This is a genomic window from Mesorhizobium sp. M0968, assembly GCF_040319065.1.
Lineage (GTDB): Bacteria > Pseudomonadota > Alphaproteobacteria > Rhizobiales > Rhizobiaceae > Mesorhizobium.
Genome location: NZ_JAMYNL010000017.1, coordinates 1 through 21,307, shown reverse-complemented (window position 1 = coordinate 21,307; position 21,307 = coordinate 1). Strand labels below are relative to the sequence as shown.

The window sequence follows — 21,307 nt, the reverse complement described above, 5'->3', positions numbered from 1 at the left end:
CGATTTAGGTGTGATGGAGCCGCGATGCCAGTGTCTACGAGGCTTTGTCCGCATTTTTTCGGGCAGCTCAGCGTTTTTTCCGGCAAAGGGTTGCAAAAAAGCCCGGCTGTGCGCCGGGCTTTTTCCCTTACCTGTACCGTCAGGCGGTTCAGGCCGACTTCTTCTTCTCGTCGTCTTCGTCGATTTCCTCGAAGTCGGCATCGACGACGTCACTGTCCTTGGCGGCATCAGCCTTGGCGTCGGCCTCGGCGGCTTCCTTCTGCGAAGCCTCGTACATGGCCTGGCCGAGCTTCATCGAGACTTCGGCGAGCGTCTGCGTCTTGGCCTCGATCTCGGTCACATCGTCGCCTTCGGCAGCGGTCTTCAGCGCCGCGATCGCATCGGCAATCGCCGTGCGGTCGGCCTCGGAAACCTTCTCGCCGTATTCCTTCAGAGACTTCTCCGAGGAATGCACCAGCGCCTCGGCCTGGTTGCGGGCCTCGACCAGCGCGCGCCGCTTCTTGTCGGCTTCGGCATTGGCCTCGGCGTCCTTGACCATCTTCTCGATGTCGGCGTCCGAAAGGCCGCCGGACGCCTGGATGCGGATCTGGTGCTCCTTGCCGGTGCCCTTGTCCTTGGCCGAGACGTTGACGATGCCGTTGGCGTCGATGTCGAAGGTGACCTCGATCTGCGGCACGCCGCGCGGCGCAGGCGGGATGCCGACCAGATCGAACTGGCCGAGCGCCTTGTTGTCGGCGGCCATTTCACGCTCGCCCTGGAAGACGCGGATGGTCACCGCCGACTGCGAATCCTCGGCCGTGGAGAACACCTGGCTCTTCTTTGTCGGAATCGTCGTGTTGCGTTCGATCAGCCGCGTGAATACGCCGCCCAGCGTCTCGATGCCGAGCGACAACGGCGTCACGTCGAGCAGCAGCACGTCCTTGACGTCGCCCTGCAGCACGCCGGCCTGGATAGCGGCGCCCAACGCGACGACCTCATCCGGGTTGACGCCCTTGTGCGGCTCCTTGCCGAAGAACTGCTTCACGATCTCCTGGATCTTGGGCATACGGGTCATGCCGCCGACCAGGACGACTTCGTCGATTTCGCCGGCCTTCAGGCCGGCATCCTTGAGCGCCGCCTTGCAAGGATCGATCGTGCGCTGGACGAGATCCTCGACCAGGCTCTCGAACTTCGCCCGCGTCAGCTTCAGCGTCAGGTGCTTGGGGCCGGTGGCATCGGCGGTGATGAAGGGCAGGTTGATCTCGGTCTGCGTGGTGGACGACAGCTCGATCTTGGCCTTTTCAGCCGCTTCCTTGAGGCGCTGAAGGGCGAGCTTGTCGTTCCGCAGGTCGATGCCCTGTTCCTTCTTGAACTCGGCCGCCAGATATTCGACCAGACGCATGTCGAAATCCTCGCCCCCGAGGAAGGTGTCGCCATTGGTCGACTTCACCTCGAACACGCCGTCGCCGATTTCGAGCACCGAAATATCGAACGTGCCGCCGCCAAGGTCATAGACGGCAATCGTCTTGCCTTCCTTCTTGTCCAGTCCATAGGCAAGTGCTGCCGCCGTCGGCTCGTTGATGATGCGCAGCACTTCGAGGCCGGCGATCTTGCCGGCATCCTTGGTCGCCTGGCGCTGGGCGTCGTTGAAATAGGCCGGAACGGTGATGACTGCCTTCTCGACCTTCTCGCCGAGATAGGCCTCCGCCGTTTCCTTCATCTTCTGCAGGATCATCGCCGAGATCTGGCTAGGCGACTGCTTCTTGCCGCCGGCCTCGACCCAGGCGTCGCCATTGTCGCCCTTGACGATCTTGTAGGGGACAAGCTTCTTGTCCTTCTCCGTCACCGGATCGTCGTAGCGGCGGCCGATCAGGCGCTTGACCGCGAAAATGGTGTTCTCAGGATTGGTAACCGCCTGGCGCTTGGCCGGCTGGCCGACGAGGCGCTCGCCGTCGCTGTTGATGGCGACGATGGAAGGGGTCGTGCGGGCGCCTTCCGCATTCTCGATCACCTTGGATTCCTTGCCGTCCATGATGGCGACACAGGAGTTGGTTGTTCCCAGATCGATACCGATTACTTTTGCCATTTCTCTAATCTCTCCGCTAAGCAGGCTCTCAGGACCCGTACAGGCGTTCCGACGAAAGCCCCTGTTCACAAGAAATTCCGCTCCGGCAACCGGCATTCGGCGCTGGACGGCTTGGCGCGTATATAAGAACAGGCTGCGTGGCGCGCAAGCATTCTGCGCAAGGCGTTCACCATTCATCGCGGTTGATCGGATTCGGGACCGGCAGGCCCGTATTTTCCGACGGTGATCCAGCCGGCCCGGCCCCGGCCCATGAACCTTTCCGCCTCGCCCCGCGACTGACGCTCAGGTGCCGCGTGGTGCGGCCCCGGAAAGGAAAGCCCCATGACCACAGATCCAGAGGCTCCATGGTCTCCGGGAACAGCAGGAGCTCAGCGCGACCATCGCCTTCGGGACCGGGTCGATGCGCTGGGCTTTTCGCCGGTTCCGTTGACCCTGCGCGGACCCAGGCGTATCGTGACGTTGAGGAAAGCAGACAATTCGATCAGGGATGAACGTGCCGGAACGCCGCGCCTTGCCCTGATTTGCGCGCCGGGACCGGATGTTTCTCCCATGACCTGTGGGGGGAGATCCATGTCTTGCGACCACGGCGCGTTCGTGCGCTCTCGTGCCGGCCGTTTGCGCCGCGCCATCGAGGCTGCCAGCGGATTGTCGATCCTGGCGCTCGCCGCTGGGCTCTGGCTCGGTGGCTCGGCACAGGCTCAGGAAACCCGGATCATCTATCCCGGCTCGATGGCAATGACCGGATTCTCCGGCACCATCATTCCCAATTTCGAGGAAGGCCTGCCGCCGGGCGTCGATCCCGTCGACGAAACCTTCATCGACACGGCGCGCGCGACCTTGCGCATCTTCGACGTCTCAAGGCTGGGCGGGCCGGCGTCTGGCCAATTGGTCTTCACCCCGCCACCGTTCGAGGTCACGGCCGGGCAAATCGGCCAGGTGTTCGGCATCACCTACGACGACGGCGTGCGCGACGGCGTTCCATCGGCCATTCCAAACCTCTATGCCGGCGCCACGTCGCTGCACGGCATCCGCATAGTCACGCCAGACGGCGACGCCGACGGCCGGCCGGAGCGGCAGCGCCGCGGCACGGCTGACGCTGTCTTCATGGACGGCCAGTTCGGCACCGAAAACGGCGGCGGCCCCGGAACGATCTGGAAGATCGACGGCATCACCGGCGCCGTCTCGAAATTCGCCGATATCGACGCCAATAGCGGTCCCGGCATCGGCGACGTCACTTTCGACAATATCCACCGCCAGTTCTTCGCCAGCGATCTCGATACCGGCCTCATCCACCGCATCGACGCCAATGGCGCGCTGCTCGACACGTTCGACCACGGCATAGCCGGCCGCCCGGCGCACGGGCTTGCCGCCCTTGCCGACGACGGCTCGGTGATTGACATCCAGGGTGCTGCCTTCGATAGCGAGGACCCCGACAGCTGGGGCTACACGCAGGACGAGCGCCGCGTCTGGTCGGTCGCCTATCGTGGCGGCCGGCTCTATTATTCGGTCGGTGATAAGGCGGAGATCTGGTCGGTGGGCGTTGCCGGCGACGGCAGTTTCGCCGGCGACCCGCGCTGGGAACTGACGGTCAAGGCCGACAAGGATTACGCGGTCACCGACATCGCCTTCGACAACGAAGGCTTCATGTACCTGGCCCAGCGCGGCCCGGTGGAGAACCGCTACGACTACAGCCAGTTCGCCGATTCCGGCAAGGGTGAGGTCATCCGCTACTGGCGCGAAAATACGGACGATCCGGCGACGGAATCGGCCTGGGTGGAAGTGCCGCAGGAATATGCGGTCGGCTTCCCGCAAGACAACCGACAGTCGGCCGGCGGCCTCGACCTGCAATATGGCTACGATGCCGAAGGCAATCTCGATATCGGCGTCTGCACTGACACGCTGGTCGATACCGGCGACAAGTTGCGCGACAACCCGGAGCTTGCCGAACAACTCGCAGCCGGCGGGCCGCTCGCCGTGCACGGCGTGCAAATCACGCCGACGGCACTGGCCAAGCCGGCCAACATGCCGCCTTTCGGCTCGTGGTTCGTCGACTTCGACAATTATTTCGAAGACCCGGAAGTCGAAGGCCATGTCGGCGACGTCGAGGTCTGGCGCCCCTGCGAGGGCCGTGCCGGCTATTACGAGCAGGTGCCGGGCGGCTATCTGCCGCCGTTCTATCCGCCGGACTTTCCGCCCCCCGGCAATCTGCCTCCTTGCCTCGATGTCGAGGATGTCAGGTATTTCTGCACACCCTCCGGCCTCGAGGCCGATCTCTATCTCCATGACCATGCCGGCTTTGGCGGCGATTCGATCAAGGCTCTGTCCAGGACGCCTGGCGTTGGGGTGACTTCACCTCTGTCGCATGCGCCCGGCGCGCCATACACGATCGGCATCACCGGCCATTACCCTGGCGATACGGTCGACGTCGGGCTCTGCTTCTACAGGCAGTCCGATAGCGACAAGGGTGGCTACTACCCTTGCTGCAAGATGACCTTGCCGCTCAGAACCCCAGCCGTCAGCTGCGAACCGTGAGGAGGGGAAGATGAGCAATCTCGCATTTTTCCCGCCTGCGACGAGCAGCCAATCAACCGGCAAACAATCATTCGTCATCGAGACCATCATGAAACCCCTGTCACTCGCCAGGCGCGGTGTGCGCTGGCTGATGGCGGCCGGTATCGCGGTCGCCATGCTGAGTCCGCTGCAAGGCTTCGCTGAAGACCTTGCTCCGGCCAAGACCAAGCCTGCCGATGCGGGCATCTACACTGCCGTTACAGATCCCAGGCTCGATTTCGACAATCCTCGCATCGTCAATCCGGAGCCGGGCCGGATCGTGCCCTTGTTCACCAAGAAAGGCACCCAGAGAGGCTGCGACTATGTCGTATACTCGCTGAGCTTTGGCTTGCGCGGCAATCCGCAGGGTTTTGCCAGCCCGGACCTCGCCGCCATGCTGAAAAAGGTCAGGCTCGATTTCAGGGACCAACTCCCGCACGGCCTGCGCATCGTCGGCGTGCATGTGACCGGCGACGGCACCGATGCGTCCGACGGACCGCTGCCTGGTGCTGCGATCAGCAGTTCGGCTGGCCCGGACGATACCGCGACGGTGTCCGATTTCCGGATTTCCGCCAGCGATCTCGACGGCATCGGCGCTGCGAACGAGCGCGTCGTCACCTTCCAGATCACCGCCAAGATTGACCATGCGGCGTTTCCGTCGCCGACGACCGTTCACAACCAGAGCGTGCTTAAGGTGAGCCGCGAACGCGGCGCCGGCGTCGAAATCCCGTCGCAGGATCCGGGCAAGCCGGACGACGGCAATTATCTCACGGGTGCAAAGACGTCGATCAAGATCGACGTCACCAGGTGCAACCCGCCGCCTCCACCTCCCGGCAAGGAATGCTTCAAGGTGGAGCGCGGCACGGTCGATTGCGTGCCCGGCGGCGGCGCCTTCATCTACCACATGCCGGTCGGCCCAGAGATGGCTGGCAAATGGGTGCAGCTTTCGACGACGACACCCGGCATCACCATCATTCCCGACACGCAATTGGTGCCGGCCGGCGGCGGTGTGCTCAATTGGAAGATCGTCGGCGCTTCACCCGGCGACGTCATCCACATCATCGTCACCGGTATCGAAACCTATGCCGGCCCGAGGGAGGGCTGGGGCCTGTGCTGTACGCAGACTGTCGATATCGTCATCCCGCGTGATCAGCGCTGCCCACCGAAGGACAAGGAACCGGATCTGAAAGTCGAAAAGCGCGCCGACGTGCAACGTTGCACGATGGGTGGCGGCTGCGACTTCACCATCAGGGTCACCAATGTCGGCGATGCACCCTACCACGGCAAGATCGTGCTCAACGAAGTCACCCTGCCGGCCGGCTCCACCCTCGATTCAGGGCCGAACCCGCCTTGGGTCTGCGCGCCTGGAACCACCCCGATGATTTGCACTCATCCGGTGACCACGCTCAATCCGGGTGCCTCTGTCGACCTCAAGCTCGGCTTCAAGCCGGCCGCAGGCTGGCGAGGCAGCGCCTTGCGCAACTGCGCCACTTACAATTACGGCGCCAGCGGCAAGCCGCTTTTCGGCAGCCAGCAAAACGATCGCGGCTGTGCTTCGATCCCGGTCTGCCGGCGTGGCGATCGTGACCGCAACTGCCGGCCGCCGGTGGAGAAGAAGGTCGACCTGATCCTGAAGAAGCGCGCCCGCACCGAATTCTGTTCGGCCGATGGCGTCTGCACCTTCGTGGTCGACATAATCAACAATGGCAGCGTCCCCTATAATGGGCCGCTGACGGTCGTCGATACCTATCCGGGCGGCGTGCCGGCATCCTCGACCTTCGGCCCGACGCCGCCATGGACATGCGGACCGAACGGCCCCGGCCAGTTCCGCTGCGACAATGCCGGCATCGTGCTGTTGCCTGGCGCCTCGACGCCGATCTTCGTCAGGGCGGTGATGCCGGCCAACTACCGGCCCGACAGTGTCGAGAACTGCGCCGAGGTGAAAGCTATTCCCGGTGAGAACGACATCACCAACAACAGGGCCTGCGCCAAGGAACGCATCCGTCATCCGAATGCCGGCCAGCCGGCCCTGCGCATCACCAAGGTTTGCAATGGTTCGCTGGCCGGTGCTGCGGTCGTTTCCTGCCGCATTACCGTCATCAGTCTCGGCACCACTGCCCCGGCCGGTCCGGTACGGGTCAACGATGCCGCGACGCTGATAGCCGGCGGAGCGCCGGTCCAGATCCAGACCGTCACCCCAGACGGCGCGGAATGGACTTGCGGACCGGTTCCGGCCAATGCGCTGTCGTGCCAGATTCCCGGCGCCGTCATGACGCCTGGAACCAGCCGCCATTTCGACGTGACGGTTGCCGCGAACGGCGAATTCGAGAACTGCGCACGCGGCTCCTACGGCCCGGCTCCGGGAGACGACATCGTCTATCCGATCGGCCAGGCCTGCGCCAAGGGCAGCGGCGCCTCGACCATCCGCGTCGAGAAGACCGGTGATGCCGAGTGCAAGCCCGGCCAGCCCTGCTCGTTCGAGATCACCATCACGAACGATGGCGCGAGCGCCTTCTCCGGTCCGGTTCGCCTCGGCGATGCGATCGGCGTCGAAGGCCTCGGCCGGCTGGAAGGCGTTGCGATTACCTCGATCGATCCGCCCTTCGGCTGCTCGCCGGAGCCGGCAATCTTGCCTCTGTCCTGCATCGCCCAACTCACGCTCGGCGCCGGGGAAAGCCACGTGCACACGGTGACCGTGATCATTCCGGACGATGGCCGTCTGGCCAATCTGCAGGGCACTGTCAACGGCCAGAACTGTGTCGGCGTGCTGTCCCCGAACACGCCGGTGCAAGGCGGTGGCGACGTGCTGTCCCGCGGTGCGGCCGACGTGCAGGGTGATCGCGGCAAGGCCTATGCCTGCCATCCCTTCACCATCAGGAATGAGGTGAAGAAGGAATGCTCGCAAGGCTTCGTCATGAACGACGCCGGCAACTGCGTCTGCCCGCCCGGCACGACCTTCCGCAATGGCCAATGCTCGTCCGGGGGCGGCACGGTCATCGTGCCGAAGCCAAAACCTTGCGTTCTGCTCAAAGGCCAGATCCGTACCGAAGACGGACGCTGCGTCTGTCCGCGCGGAACCGAGCTGGAGAACGGCGCTTGCGTGGGCAGCAAGCCGCAGCCCGGGCAGTGCACCATCCGTGGCCAGATCCACGACGCTGCCGGCGATTGCGTCTGCCCGCGGGGCACCGAAGTCAAAGGCAATGCCTGCCGGCCAATCCAGCCAAAACCCGAGCAGTGCACCATTCGGGGCCAGATCCATAACGCCGCTGGCGATTGCGTCTGCCCGCGGGGTACGGAAGTCAGGGGCAATGTCTGCCGGCCAATCCAGCCGAAGCCGGAGCAGTGCACCATCCGCGGCCAGATCCACGACGCCGGAGGCGATTGCGTCTGCCCGAAAGGCACGGAAGTGCAAGGCAATGCCTGCAGGCGCAAGAAGCCTGTTGTGGTGGAGTGCTCGATACCTGGTCAGATCCACAACAAGCGTGGCGTCTGCGTCTGCCCGCGTGGGACAGAGCTGCGCGACGGCGCCTGCCGCAAACCGCGGCTGGAGTGCGCACCGGGCGCGCGGCCGATTAATGGCCAGTGCCAGCCGATCCGTAAACCGAGCCTGCTGCTGAATCCAGATGTTCTTCAGCAGCTGCCAAGGCGCAAGCCGCAGCTCGAGCAATAGGATCGCACGCGAACTTCAAAACGGTGATCATTCGATCAAGAAAACCCCGCCGGAGCGATCCGGCGGGTTTTTCTTTGGCTGGCAGATGAAAGAGCAGCGAAAACCTGAAGCCGTGGCATCAGCGGAAGGACAAACCGGCTTCCACTTTCCGGACTCGACTCATGGTCTAGGCAGGCGATACAGAGGGGCCGTAAACCGAGGCGTTCGGGAAAACCGCGTCATGAGCAAAAAAACCCTGATCGCGCCATCGGTGCTGGCTTCCGATTTCTCGAAGCTCGGCGACGAGGTCGAGGCGGTGGCGGCCGCCGGCGCCGACTGGATCCACCTCGACGTCATGGACGGGCATTTCGTCCCGAACATCACCTTCGGGCCGCCGGTGATCAAGGCGATCCGCAACCGCACCAAGGCTTTCTTCGACTGCCATCTGATGATCGCCCCGGCCGACCCCTATCTGGCCGCCTTCGCAGAGGCCGGCTGCGATGGCATCACAGTGCACGCCGAAGCCGGGCCACATCTCGACCGGTCGCTGCAAACGGTCAAAAACCTTGGCAAGAAGGCCGGCGTGTCACTCAACCCCGCGACACCGGAGACGATGATCGAATACGTGCTCGACCGGCTCGATCTTATCCTGATCATGACGGTCAATCCGGGCTTCGGCGGCCAGGCCTTCATTCCGGCGATCGTAGACAAGGTGAAGCGGGTGAAGGCGCTGATCGGTGACAGGCCGATCCGGATCGAGATCGACGGCGGCATTTCGCCGGAAACTGCGCCCCTGGTCACCGCCGCCGGCGCCAGCGTGCTGGTCGCCGGTGCGGCCATTTTCAAGGGCGGCAGCGTCGCAGCCTATCGGGCAAACATCGAGGCAATCAGGGCAGCGGCGGACAAGGCGGCCGGCTGACCGCCGCCGTTCGGCCGGAGACAGCCGCTCGGGGGGACTTTTGAGCAACCATCTGTTCGATGCTTTCCGTGCCCGGATGCCCACGCCCGGACGCCTTTTGATGGAGGCAGAGGACGGGCGCTCGATCAGCTATGGCGAAATGCTGGCGCGCTCCGCTCAACTGGCACATGTGCTGTCGCAGCTGGGTGTCGAAGCCGGCGACCGCGTCGCCGTTCAGGTCGAGAAGAGCCCGGAGGCCATTTTCCTCTATCTCGCCTGTCTGCGTGCCGGCGCGATCTTCCTGCCGCTCAACACCGCCTATACGCTGACCGAACTCGACTACTTCTTCAGGGATGCCGAACCGCGACTGATCGTCTGCGACCCGGCGCGAGTGACCGAGATCGGCGTTTTGGCGCAGGCCTCGGGCGCTGCGGTCGTGACACTCGGCAGCAAGGGCGAGGGTTCGTTGACCGATCGCGCCTCCGAGACGGCCATGGACTTCCACGACGTGGCGCGCGGACCGGACGACCTTGCTGCGATCCTCTACACATCCGGCACCACCGGCCGTTCGAAAGGCGCCATGCTCAGCCACGAAAACCTCGCCTCCAATGCGCGGGTGCTGGTCGACCTCTGGCGCTTCACTGCCGCAGACGTGCTGATTCACGCGCTGCCGGTTTTCCACACGCATGGCCTTTTCGTCGCCACCAATGTCGTCCTGATGGCCGGCGCCTCGATGCTGTTCGAAACCAAATTCGACCCGGCCCGCATCGTCTCGCTGCTGCCGCGGGCCACCGTGCTGATGGGCGTGCCGACCTTCTACGTCCGCCTGCTGCAGCAGGACGGTTTGAACCGGCAAGCGGCGAAAAACATCCGCCTGTTCATTTCCGGCTCGGCGCCGCTTTTGGCCGAGACGCACAGAGCCTGGCGAGAGCGCACCGGCCACGCCATCCTCGAGCGCTACGGCATGACCGAGACCAACATGAACACGTCGAATCCTTATGATGGCGAGCGGCGTGCCGGCACGGTCGGGTCTCCCCTGACCGGCGTTTCCCTGCGCATCACCGACCCCGAGAGCGGCGAAACACTTGCCAAGGGCGATGTCGGCATGATCGAGGTGAGGGGTCCCAATGTCTTTTGCGGCTACTGGCGCATGCCGGAAAAGACCAAAGCGGAGTTCCGTGACGACGGTTTCTTCATCACCGGCGATCTCGGACTGATCGATGCTGACGGCTATGTCCACATCGTCGGCCGCGGCAAGGACCTGATCATTTCCGGCGGCTACAATATCTATCCAAAGGAAGTCGAGAGCGAGATCGACGCACTGCCTGGCGTCGCCGAAAGCGCTGTCATCGGCGTTGCCCATCCGGATTTCGGCGAAGGCGTCACCGCTGTCGTGGTGAGGGCGCTGGGCTCGACCATCAGCGCCGCAGGGATCGTCGAGGCCATCGCCGGGCGCCTCGCTAGGTACAAGCATCCGAAACGGGTGATCTTCGTCGACGAACTGCCGCGCAACACGATGGGCAAGGTGCAGAAGAACCTGCTGCGCGAAGCCTACAAGGACCTCTATACGTCCAAAGCCGGCTAACCCTAACGAGCAGGGCTGCCTGCAAAAACCCTGGCACCATCGATCCAGACGCTTTTAATGTCCAGATCGTCCGACAGCGAAACGATGTTGGCCGCGGTACCGTTGGCGAAGCGCCCGAGCCGGTGCGATTGGCCGATCGCCTGCGCCGGATAGAGCGAGGCCATGCGCAAGGCTTCGTCGAGGTCGAGGCCGACGACGCGGTGCATGAAGCGCACCGCGGAAATCATGTCGAGATCCGCGCCCGCCAGCGTGCCGTCGGCAAGTGTCAGCCTGCCATCCTTGCGGTGGATGGTGCGGCCGTTCAGCGTGAACGAGGTCATGTCGGTGCCGATCGTCGCCATGGCATCGGTAACGAGCAGGATCTTGCCCGGCCCCTGCTTGGCGCGCAAGGCGATGGCCATGGTGGCCGGATCGACATGGATACCGTCGGCGATGATGCCGGCATAGAATGTGCCTGTATCGATTGCGGCGCCCGCCAGCCCCGGCTCGCGATTGCCGATCTGGCTCATCGCATTGAACAGATGGGTGACCACCGTTGCGCCGGCCTCGGCTAAGGCGCGAGCCGTGGCATAGCCGGTATCGGAATGGCCGATGCTGACGACAATGCCGGCCTTGCTAAGCGCCGACACCTGGCTGGCCTCGACGGATTCGGGCGCCACCGTCGTCAGCAGCACGGGCAGGTCTTTCCGTGCGGCGATCAGCATCGTCTGGTCGGAGTCTAGCATCGGCCGGATCAAAGCCGGGTCATGTGCGCCCTTGCGGGCGATCGACAGATGCGGCCCTTCGAGGTGCAGGCCCAGGAACCCCGACACCTTCCTCCGTGCCGCTTCGGCTCCGGCCGCAACCGCCGCGGCGGTGATCTCGGACGTGTCGGTGATCAGCGTCGGCAACAGCGCCGCCGTGCCGAAGGGTGCGTGCGCCCGGCAGATGGTCTCGATCGAGGCGACGTCCGGATGGTCGTTGAGCATGACGCCGCCGCCGCCATTGACCTGCAGATCGACGAAGCCAGGCGCCAGCATGCCGCCACCGGTCTCGATACGCGCAACATCGGATGGAATGGCACCGGCGGCAACAATGGCCTCGACGAGGCCGTCGCGCACGACAAGCGCCGCATTGTCGTGCCAGTCGTCGCCATCGAAAATCCGGGCGCCAGTCAGGGCAAAACGGTCGCTCATAGGGTTTCCGTTACCTTGCGCAGATTGGGCGGCGTGTCGGGGTCGAGGCCGCGATGGCGGGCAAAAGCCTCGACGAAACCATAGAACGACACGATCAGCGTCAGCGGGTCGGTCAGCGGATGACCGGTTGCGACATGCGGCAGGCGCTGAGCGCTCTTTGCCTTGTTCGACGTCACAAAGACGGCAGCGCCCTTGCCGGCCAGGCTGTCGGCGGCATCGGCCACCGATGGCTCGGACGCATCGCGAGCAGCCAGCGCCAGCACCGGGAAACCGGGACCGACCAGCGCCAGCGGGCCGTGCATGACCTCGGCGGCACTATAGGCTTCCGCATGCATGGCGCAGGTTTCCTTGAATTTCAGCGCCGCCTCGTTGGCGATGGCCGCCGACGGGCCGCGACCGAGAATGAACAGCGACTTTTGCGTCTCCAGCGCCCCGGCCAGCGCCATCCAGTCGCAGGCGATCGCCTTGCGAAAATGCTCCGGCAAGCGCGCGAGCGCCACCAGAAGTTTGTCGTCGCCGGTGCAATGCGCCATCAAGGCGAGTCCTGCGACGGCTGAATTGACGAAGGTCTTCGTCGCCGCGACGCTGCGCTCCGGTCCGGCCAGGATGTCGATCGCGTAGTCCGAAGCCCGCGCCAGCGGCGAATCGGCGGTGTTGGTGATGGCGACGGTCAGCGAACCGCCGGTCCTCGCCGCTTGCGCCATTGCAACGATGTCCGGGCTCTTGCCGGACTGCGAGATCGCCAGGCAGGCCGAGCCGCCCAGCTTCAGCTTGGCGCCATAGATCGAGGCGATCGACGGGCCGACCGATGCAACCGCCAGCCCGGCGGTCAACTCCACGGCATATTTCATGAAGGTCGCGGCATGGTCGGACGAGCCGCGCGCCACGGTGACGACGAAATTCGGGTCGCGCTCGCGAATGCCGCGTCCAGCTTCCGTCAGCACCGCGGCCGAGCCATCGAGCAGACGGGCGGTGGCCTCCGGGATCTCCTCGATCTCGCGCCGCATATGGGTCGTTGTCGCGGTCATGGCCGGCCCTCTTCGCCCGGCCCGCTCAGCCGGAGTTCGGCGACAAAATCATAGGCGTCGCCCCTGTAGATGGAGCGGGTAAACTCGATCACCTTGCCGCTCGCCAGATAGGAGATACGCTCGATGTGCAGGCCGGCAATGCCCGGCGGTACTTCCAGCAGCTGTGCGTCGCTATCGCCGAGATTGGTGGCGGAAATGCGCTGCACCGCCCGCACCGGCCTGTTGCCGGTCTTTTCCAACGCGGCGTAGAGCGACGAACCAATCGCCGCCGGATCGGGCAGCACGCTTGTCGATAGCGAGGCGCGCTCGATCGCCAGCGGCGTGTCGTTGGCGATACGAAGGCGCGCCACGCGCGCCACCAATTCGTTCGACGCCAGGCCGAGCACCATCATCTCGTCGGGCGACGGCGGATAGAGGCCGCGGTCGAGCCAAGCCGAACGCACCGCCATGCCGCGCCGTGCCATGTCCTCGGTAAACGAGGTCAGCATCGACAGCGACTGCTCGACGCGCTCCATACGTGGCGCAACGAAGGTACCGGAACCATGGCGCTGGACGAGGATGCCGCCCTTGACCAGGTCCTGCACCGCCTTGCGCACGGTGACGCGCGAAATGTCGGCCTTGCTAGCGATGTCGCGCTCGGAAGGCAGCGCATCGCCAGGTCCGATCAGCCCGCGTTTGACCGCATCCTCGATACTCTTCCTGAGCTGCAGATAGAGCGGCGCGCCACTCTGCGACGATTGTTTCAGCGCCGCGAATATCTGGTCGGCGGCCTCACTCATCGAGCTGCCTCCGCCGTGTTTGCGAAAATCCGAGCCGCCATCTGAACCGCGCCGCCCAGCGCGTCGTCGAGCGGCGGTTTCAGCAGCGCCCGGTAGCGGGCCGACAGGCGCGGCGCGTAAAGCGGCGCCAACCCGCCGAGCAGGCAGAGCGGATCGCCGCCGCCCAGGTCGAGCACGCCAAGCGCTGCTTCGACATCGGCGACCGCCTTGTCGAGGATCCAGATAGCGACGACGTCGCCTTTTTCGGCATGTTCGAACACCTTGGGCGCGAAGCCGCCGAAATCGCCGGGCTTGGCGTTGGTGGTGAATTCGACCAGATCCTCGGGATTGTTACGGAAGATGGCGAGCATGGTCTCCGTCAGCGGCGATCCCTGGCGGATGCCGTCATAGGCGAGCAGCGTCTGCTCGAGCAGGTCGCGGCCGATACGGGCGCCGCTGCCCTGGTCGCCGACCTGGAACCCCCAGCCGCCGATGGCGCGCGACTTGCCTTGTTTGCGTGCCATATAGGCGGTGCCCGTGCCGAGTATGGCCATGGCGCCGTCGCCGGAGCCAACCGCGCCTTCCAGCGCGATCTCGGCGTCGGTCTCGACACGGCTGATGCGAAACGGCAGGATCGCTTCGAGCTGCTGCCGGTAGGTGCCGACATTGGCGCCGGCAAGACCGAGAACGGCCGGAGTTTGCGGGATCAGTGCGGGATCCTTGCCCGCGGCGACAAAGGCCTGCTGCGCTGCGTCGACGATGTTCGTCCTGGCGCCGGTGAGATCGGTTCGGATGTTGGCGGCACCGCTTTTGGCGCGGCCGAGGACGATGCCGTCGGCCGTTGCAAGGGCCGCCCTGCAGCTGGTGCCGCCGCCATCGATGCCGAGCACGAATTTCACGCGATTTCTCCTCCGGGCGGATAATACCAATAAAATACCAATAGCCAAGGATTAATTTCCGTTTCAAAAAAGTTAAGGCGTAGTTTGTTGGAAAATCAGCCAATTTCGTTCGCAAGCCTGCACTGCCGCAAGGATTTCATTAATGCGTGTGGACAAGTGGTATTTTTTTGGTATGGTTTTCTCGATTGGAGGAAAGCGGATGGCCGAAACGCGCACCGAAGCGCTTCACCAGAATGCCGAGGGACTGGATATCCAGGCCCCGGAAGCCGTCCTTTCCTCTTTGGCCAACGCACAGATCGAGGCCGCCAAGGCCGTGCACGGCGCCATTCCTGCCATTGCCGCGGCAGCCGAAATCATCGCAAGCAGACTGAAAAGCGGCGGCAAGCTCGCCTATGCGGCTGCCGGCAGTTCGGGCCTGATGGCACTGGCCGACGCGCTTGAGCTGCCGGGCACTTTCGGCATCCAACGCGACCGCATCGCCATCCTGATCGCCGGCGGCGACGAGGCCTTCAAGACACTGGCCGGCGGGCCGGAGGACGACACCGAGGAAGCTTCGGCAGCAGTTGCCGCCGCCCGCATCGGCAAGGGCGACTGCCTGATCGCCGTCTCGGCCAGCGGCTCGACACCTTATGCAGTCAGGGCGATCGAGGACGCCAGGCGCCGCGGTGCGGCGACCATTGCCATCGCCAACAACAGGGATGCGCCGCTGTTGCGGCTGGCCGACATCGCCATCCTGCTCGAAACGCCGCCGGAGCTGATTGCCGGCTCAACGCGCATGGGCGCAGGCACCGCCCAGAAGATCGCGCTCAACATGCTGTCGACGCTCGCCGCCATCCATCTCGGCCATGTCCATGACGGCTACATGGTCAACCTCATGGCCGACAACATCAAGCTGCGCGACCGCGCCGCACGCATCGTCGCCGCCGTCAGCGGACGCGGCAAGGACGAGGCGGCGCGCCTGCTCGAAAGGAGCGGCGGCGTCGTCAAGACCGCTATTCTGCTCGCCGCCGGCGCCGCCAGCGCCGATGCAGCCGAGAAGATATTGGAAGGGACCGGCCACAAGCTGCGGCCGGCCCTTTCCGCGATCGAGGGGAGCAAGGGGCGCAATGCCTCTGTTCTCATCAAAACCGAACCTGAAAAAGGTCAACAGGGAGACTGAGCATGACAACGAAGCTACTGACGGCACTTCTTCTCGGCACCAGCATTCTCGGCTCCGCCGGGGTGGCTTATGCTGACGACGTAACGCTCAACATCGAAAGCTGGCGCGGCGACGACCTTGCCATCTGGAAGGACAAGCTGATCCCGGCCTTCGAAGCCAAGAACCCGGGCATCAAGGTGGTGTTCGCGCCGTCGGCGCCAACCGAATATGACGCCGCCCTCGGCGCCAAGCTCGCCGCCGGCTCGGCCGGCGACCTGATCACCTGCCGCCCGTTCGACAAGTCGCTGGAACTCTTCAAGAAGGGCAACCTCGCCGACATCTCGACCCTGCCCGGCATGGAGAACTTCTCCGACGTCGCCAAGGCCGCCTGGCAGACCGACGACGGGAAGTCGAGTTTCTGCGTGCCGATGGCCTCAGTCATCCATGGCTTCATCTACAACAAGGACGCCTTCGACAAGCTCGGCATCAAGGTGCCGGAGACGCGCGACGAATTCTTCGCCGCGCTCGACAAGATCAAGGCCGACGGCACCTACATCCCGATGGCGATGGGCACCAAGGACCTCTGGGAAGCGGCGACCATGGGCTACCAGAACATCGGCCCGAACTACTGGAAGGGCGAGGAAGGCCGCCTGGCGCTGATCAAGGGCGAGCAGAAGCTGACCGATCCGCAGTGGGTCGAGCCCTTCAAGGAACTGGCCAAGTGGAAGGACTATCTCGGCGACGGCTTCGAGGCGCAGACCTATCCGGACAGCCAAAACCTGTTCACGCTCGGTCGCGCCGCCATCTACCCGGCCGGCTCGTGGGAGATCGGCCTGTTCAACACGCAGGCGCAGTTCAAGATGGGCGCCTTCCCGCCGCCGGTGCAGAAGGCCGGCGACACCTGCTACATCTCCGACCACACCGACATCGGCATGGGCCTCAATGCGGCCTCGAAGAAAGCGGATGCGGCCAAGACCTTCCTGTCCTGGGTGGCCTCGCCGGATTTCGCCACCATCTACGCCAACGCGCTGCCGGGCTTCTTCAGCCTGAACAACACCCCGGTGAAGATGGAAGACCCGCTGGCCCAGGAATTCGTCTCCTGGCGCGGCAAGTGCAAGTCGACGATCCGCTCGACCTACCAGATCCTGTCGCGCGGCACGCCGAACCTCGAAAACGAGACGTGGGTTGAATCGGCCAACGTCATCAACGGCACCGACACGCCGGAAGCTGCCGCCAAGAAGCTGCAGGACGGCCTCGACAGCTGGTACAAGCCGGCGAAGTAAAGCGCGGCGAAGCGTTGTCTCCCCCTCGAGGGGGAGATGTCGCCGAAGGCGACAGAGGGGGTCGGTCGAGGCAGGCTGCGGCTTGATCGCTGCTGGAAAGCACGGTCGAACGACGATGGCGCGCTGCCTCTGCCGACCCCACCCGCCTCGCTTTGCGAGGCACCCTCCCCTCGAGGGGGAGGGAGGCGCCGCGCCCTTTGGCGGCAATAGCAAGACCTGATCGGCGGGGACCGAACGCATGGCCGCAGCACCGAAAAGACCGTTCCGTTGGCATATCGGCGTTTTCCTGGCGCCGGCGCTGCTGGTCTATACGGCGATCATGATCCTGCCACTGGCCGGCACGCTGCAGCTATCGCTGTTCCGCAACATCAACCAGTCGCAGGTCTTCGTCGGACTGGAAAATTTCCGCATGCTGTTCGGTGATCCCAACTGGTCGGTCAATTTCTGGAACGCGCTCAGGAACAATGTCTGGTTCTTCATCATCCACATGCTGGTGCAGAACCCGATCGGCGTCCTTTTGGCCGCACTTCTGTCCAGCCCCAGGCTACGGTTTTCCGCCTTCTACCGCACGGCGATCTTCGTGCCGACGATCCTGTCTTTCGTCATCGTCGGCTTCGCCTGGAAGCTGATCCTGTCGCCGCTATGGGGCGTGGCGCCGCATATGATGGACCTTGTCGGCCTGAAAAGCCTGTTCACGCCCTGGCTCGGCAAGGCGCAATATGCGCTGACCGCGCTCAGCCTGATCTCGGTCTGGCAGTTCGTCGGCATCCCGATGATGCTGATCTATGCGGCACTGCTGTCCATTCCCGAAGAGGTGATCGAAGCGGCCGAATGCGATGGCATCACCGGGATGGCGCAGTTCTGGAAGATCAAGCTGCCGCTCATCCTGCCGTCGATCGGCATCATCTCGATCCTGACCTTCGTCGGCAACTTCAACGCTTTCGACCTGATCTATACCGCGCAAGGCGCGCTGGCCGGGCCGAACTATTCAACCGATATTCTCGGCACCTTCCTCTACCGCGCCTTCTTCGGTTTCCAGCTGCAGGTCGGCGATCCCAACATGGGCGCGGCGATCGCCACGATGATGTTCCTGATCATCCTCGGCGGCGTCTGCGTCTATCTGTTCCTCGTACAGACGCGCTTGCGTCGCTACCAGTTTTAGGGGAGCGCGACCATGAGCACCGCAACCCGCTCGCTGCCCCGCACCATTGGCGCGCATGCGATCCTTCTGACCTACACGGCGATCGCGCTGTTTCCGGTAATCATCGTCATCGTCAACTCATTCAAGTCGCGCGCCGCCATCTTCGGTGCGCCGCTGGCGCCGCCGACGCCGAAAACCTTCGATCTAATCGGCTACACGACGGTGATCGGCCAGGGCGATTTCATCCACTATTTCCAGAACAGCCTTGTCGTCACCGTCGCCTCGCTGTTCTTCGTGCTTTTGTTCGGCGCCATGGCGGCTTTCTCGCTGTCGGAATACCGCTTCCGCGGCAATTCGCTGATGGGGCTCTATCTGGCGCTCGGCATCATGATCCCGATCCGCCTTGCCACCGTCGCCATCCTGCAATTGATGGTGGCGAGCGGGCTAGTCAACACGCTGACGGCGCTGATCCTGGTCTATACGGCGCAAGGCCTGCCGCTTGCCGTCTTCATCCTGTCGGAATTCATGAAGCAGGTCTCCGACGACCTGAAGAACGCCGGCAGGATCGACGGCCTGTCCGAATACACCATCTTTTTCCGGCTGGTGCTGCCGCTGGTGCGCCCATCGATGGCGACGGTCGCCGTCTTCACCATGATCCCGATCTGGAACGATCTGTGGTTCCCGCTGATCCTGGCGCCGTCGGAGGAAACCAAGACGGTGACGCTCGGCGCGCAACTGTTCCTCGGCCAGTTCGTCACCAACTGGAATGCCATCCTGGCGGCACTGTCGCTGGCGATCATGCCGGTGCTGATCCTCTACGTCATCTTCTCGCGGCAGCTGATCCGCGGCATCACTTCGGGAGCGGTCAAGTGAATTCGCAAAAACCCCTTCGCGTTGTCATCGCCGGCCTCGGCAATATGGGGCGCAGCCATGCGTTGGCGTATCACACCAATCCGGGATTCCAGATCGCCGCGCTGGTCAACCGCTCCGATGTGCCGCTGCCGGAAGGGCTTTCGACCTACGCCATCCGGCGTTCCTTCGACGAGGCGCTACGCGACGAAAAGCCCGATGTCGCCTGCATCGCCACCTATTCCGACAGCCATGCTGACTATGCCGTCAAGGCGTTCGAGGCCGGCTGCCACGTCTTCCTCGAAAAGCCGCTGGCAACCACCGTCGCAGATGCAGAGCGCGTCGTCGCCGCCGCCAAGGCCAACGGCAAAAAACTGGTGATCGGCTATATCCTGCGCCACCATCCGTCCTGGATCAGGCTGATTGCCGAGGCGCGGAAGCTCGGCGGCCCTTACGTGTTCCGCATGAACCTCAACCAGCAATCCTCCGGACATACCTGGGAGACGCACAAGCAGCTGATGCAGACGACGTCGCCGATCGTCGACTGCGGCGTGCATTATCTCGACGTGATGCTGCAGATCACCGACGCCAGACCAGTCGAGGTGCGCGGCATGGGACTGAGGCTGAGCGACGAGATCGCGCCGTCGATGTACAATTACGGTCATCTGCAGGTGCTGTTCGACGACGGTTCGGTCGGCTGGTACGAGGCCGGCTGGGGGCCGATGATTTCGGAGACGGCTTTCTTCGTGAAAGACGTGATCTCGCCCAATGGCTGCGTGTCGATCGTCATGAAGGAGGGTGTCAGGTCCGACGACATCGACACCCACACCAAGACCTCGACCATCCGCCTGCACAGCGCGGCGACCGGAGCCGACGGCAAATTCGCCAAACCGGACGAGATGCTGTCGATGCAAGGCGAGCCCGGCCATCAGGACCTTTGCGACCTGGAACAGGCGTTTGTGCTGAAGGCGGTCCGCGAGGATCTGGACTTGACCCGTCACATGGACGACGCGGTGAAGTCGCTCGCCGTCTGCCTTGCCGCAGACGAGAGCGTGCGCAGCGGCCTCGCCGTGAAACTCTAGAACAGGGACGACGCCGTGGGCTCGCTGAACATCGAGAACGTGAAAAAGGCCTTCGGGCCGGTCGAGGTGCTGAAGGGCATCAACCTCGAGGTGACGGATGGCGAGTTCGTCGTCTTCGTCGGTCCATCCGGCTGCGGGAAGTCGACGCTGCTCAGGGTCATTGCCGGGCTGGAGGACTCGACCTCGGGCCGCGTGGTGATCGACGGTGCGGACGTCTCCGCAACGCCGCCGGCCAAGCGCGGTATCGCCATGGTGTTCCAGACCTATGCGCTCTATCCGCATCTGACGGTGAAGAACAACATGGGCCTCGGCCTCAAGCAGGCGGGCACGCCGGCGGCCGAGATCGACCGCCGCATCGGCATCGCCTCGTCGATGCTGTCGCTGGAGCCCTACCTCTCGAGGCGGCCGGCCGAGCTTTCCGGCGGTCAGCGCCAGCGCGTCGCCATCGGCCGCGCCGTGGTGCGCGAGCCCAAGCTTTTTCTGTTCGACGAGCCCCTGTCCAACCTCGATGCCGCGCTGCGCGTCAACACCAGGCTGGAGATCGCGCAATTGCATCGCCGGCTGAAGGCCACGATGATCTATGTCACCCACGACCAGGTCGAGGCGATGACGCTGGCCGACAAGATCGTCGTGCTGAACGCGGGAAAGATCGAGCAGATCGGCGGACCGATGGAGCTTTACAATTCGCCGGCAAATGAATTCGTCGCCGGCTTCATCGGCTCACCGAAGATGAATTTCGTCGACGGCGCCAGGCTTGGCGAAACGGCAAAGACCATCGGCGTCCGTCCCGAACATTTGACGGTCGATCCCAGATCCGGCGCCTGGAAAGGCACGGTCGTCCATGCCGAGCACCTTGGCGCCGACACCAACCTCTATCTCGACTGCGAGAAGGCCGGCTTGATCACAGTGCGCATCTTCGGCGTCTATAACGCCGAACCTGGTGCCACGCTCTATGCGACGCCGGATCCGGCAAAGACATACCGGTTTGGAGCCGATGGGAAGGTGCTGAAGTAGCGCAGGCGCCGACTCCCCTTCTCCCCTTGTGGGAGAAGGTGGCCGAGCGAAGCTCGGTCGGATGAGGGGTGTTGGACGATCGCTACGCTGAAGGCGTAAGCGACGGAAGATAGTGATGGGGTGGACGCCCCCTCGACGGCATCGATGTGCCAGAATGGTGGTGTTTGACAGCCACCGTAAGAGAGGGAGCGTC

Annotated in this window: 15 protein-coding genes; 10 read left to right on the top strand and 5 right to left on the bottom strand. The window is 63.9% G+C overall.

What is annotated here, in order from left to right; all coding sequences use genetic code 11:
• Positions 1 to 148: 148 nt before the first annotated feature.
• Positions 149 to 2,065, bottom strand: a complete 1,917-nt coding sequence (gene dnaK / locus NKH67_RS23985; protein WP_023679851.1) for a molecular chaperone DnaK — start codon at positions 2,063 to 2,065, stop codon at positions 149 to 151.
• A gap of 570 nt (positions 2,066 to 2,635) precedes the next feature.
• Here dnaK and NKH67_RS23980 point away from each other — a divergent pair.
• From NKH67_RS23980 to NKH67_RS23965, 4 genes are all read left to right on the top strand, one after another.
• Complete coding sequence (locus NKH67_RS23980) at positions 2,636 to 4,597, top strand: hypothetical protein (RefSeq protein ID WP_352472806.1); 1,962 nt, start codon at positions 2,636 to 2,638, stop codon at positions 4,595 to 4,597.
• Positions 4,598 to 4,607: 10 nt separating this feature from the next.
• On the top strand, positions 4,608 to 8,285 hold the full coding sequence (locus tag NKH67_RS23975) for a DUF7929 domain-containing protein (protein ID WP_352502683.1): 3,678 nt from the start codon (positions 4,608 to 4,610) through the stop codon (positions 8,283 to 8,285).
• Positions 8,286 to 8,505: 220 nt separating this feature from the next.
• The gene (rpe, locus tag NKH67_RS23970) at positions 8,506 to 9,183 is read left to right on the top strand and encodes a ribulose-phosphate 3-epimerase (protein WP_352472804.1); all 678 of its coding nucleotides are present in this window, start codon (positions 8,506 to 8,508) and stop codon (positions 9,181 to 9,183) included.
• Positions 9,184 to 9,223: 40 nt separating this feature from the next.
• Positions 9,224 to 10,747, top strand: coding sequence for a malonate--CoA ligase (locus NKH67_RS23965; protein ID WP_352502684.1), 1,524 nt, complete (start codon positions 9,224 to 9,226; stop codon positions 10,745 to 10,747).
• 2 nt (positions 10,748 to 10,749) lie between these two features.
• Here the strand turns inward: NKH67_RS23965 and nagA are convergent, their stop codons facing one another.
• From nagA to NKH67_RS23945, 4 genes are read right to left on the bottom strand one after another with little or no spacing between them, the layout of a single operon-like run.
• Entirely contained in the window at positions 10,750 to 11,922 is a 1,173-nt protein-coding gene (gene nagA, locus NKH67_RS23960; protein ID WP_352472802.1) for an N-acetylglucosamine-6-phosphate deacetylase, read from the bottom strand.
• The gene (locus NKH67_RS23955; RefSeq protein ID WP_352472801.1) at positions 11,919 to 12,950 is read right to left on the bottom strand and encodes an SIS domain-containing protein; all 1,032 of its coding nucleotides are present in this window, start codon (positions 12,948 to 12,950) and stop codon (positions 11,919 to 11,921) included. Before NKH67_RS23955 ends, nagA begins: the two co-directional genes overlap by 4 nt.
• A complete protein-coding gene (locus tag NKH67_RS23950) occupies positions 12,947 to 13,729 on the bottom strand; it encodes a GntR family transcriptional regulator (protein WP_352472800.1) in 783 nt (260 codons plus the stop codon). Before NKH67_RS23950 ends, NKH67_RS23955 begins: the two co-directional genes overlap by 4 nt.
• A complete protein-coding gene (locus NKH67_RS23945; RefSeq protein WP_352472799.1) occupies positions 13,726 to 14,607 on the bottom strand; it encodes a glucosamine kinase nucleotide-binding domain-containing protein in 882 nt (293 codons plus the stop codon). Before NKH67_RS23945 ends, NKH67_RS23950 begins: the two co-directional genes overlap by 4 nt.
• A gap of 199 nt (positions 14,608 to 14,806) precedes the next feature.
• Here NKH67_RS23945 and NKH67_RS23940 point away from each other — a divergent pair, with 199 nt between their 5' ends.
• From NKH67_RS23940 to NKH67_RS23915, 6 genes are all read left to right on the top strand, one after another.
• Positions 14,807 to 15,766: an N-acetylmuramic acid 6-phosphate etherase gene (locus NKH67_RS23940; protein WP_352472798.1), complete on the top strand. Its 960-nt coding sequence runs from the start codon at positions 14,807 to 14,809 to the stop codon at positions 15,764 to 15,766.
• Positions 15,767 to 15,768: 2 nt separating this feature from the next.
• Entirely contained in the window at positions 15,769 to 17,028 is a 1,260-nt protein-coding gene (locus NKH67_RS23935) for an ABC transporter substrate-binding protein (protein WP_352472797.1), read from the top strand.
• A gap of 238 nt (positions 17,029 to 17,266) precedes the next feature.
• The gene (locus NKH67_RS23930; RefSeq protein ID WP_023718922.1) at positions 17,267 to 18,190 is read left to right on the top strand and encodes a carbohydrate ABC transporter permease; all 924 of its coding nucleotides are present in this window, start codon (positions 17,267 to 17,269) and stop codon (positions 18,188 to 18,190) included.
• A 12-nt stretch (positions 18,191 to 18,202) separates the two neighbouring features.
• Positions 18,203 to 19,042: a carbohydrate ABC transporter permease gene (locus NKH67_RS23925; RefSeq protein WP_023679838.1), complete on the top strand. Its 840-nt coding sequence runs from the start codon at positions 18,203 to 18,205 to the stop codon at positions 19,040 to 19,042.
• Positions 19,039 to 20,100, top strand: coding sequence for a Gfo/Idh/MocA family protein (locus NKH67_RS23920; RefSeq protein WP_352472796.1), 1,062 nt, complete (start codon positions 19,039 to 19,041; stop codon positions 20,098 to 20,100). The genes NKH67_RS23925 and NKH67_RS23920 overlap by 4 nt, the downstream gene beginning before the upstream one ends.
• A gap of 15 nt (positions 20,101 to 20,115) precedes the next feature.
• Positions 20,116 to 21,114, top strand: coding sequence for an ABC transporter ATP-binding protein (locus NKH67_RS23915; protein ID WP_352449601.1), 999 nt, complete (start codon positions 20,116 to 20,118; stop codon positions 21,112 to 21,114).
• Positions 21,115 to 21,307 lie beyond the last annotated feature (193 nt).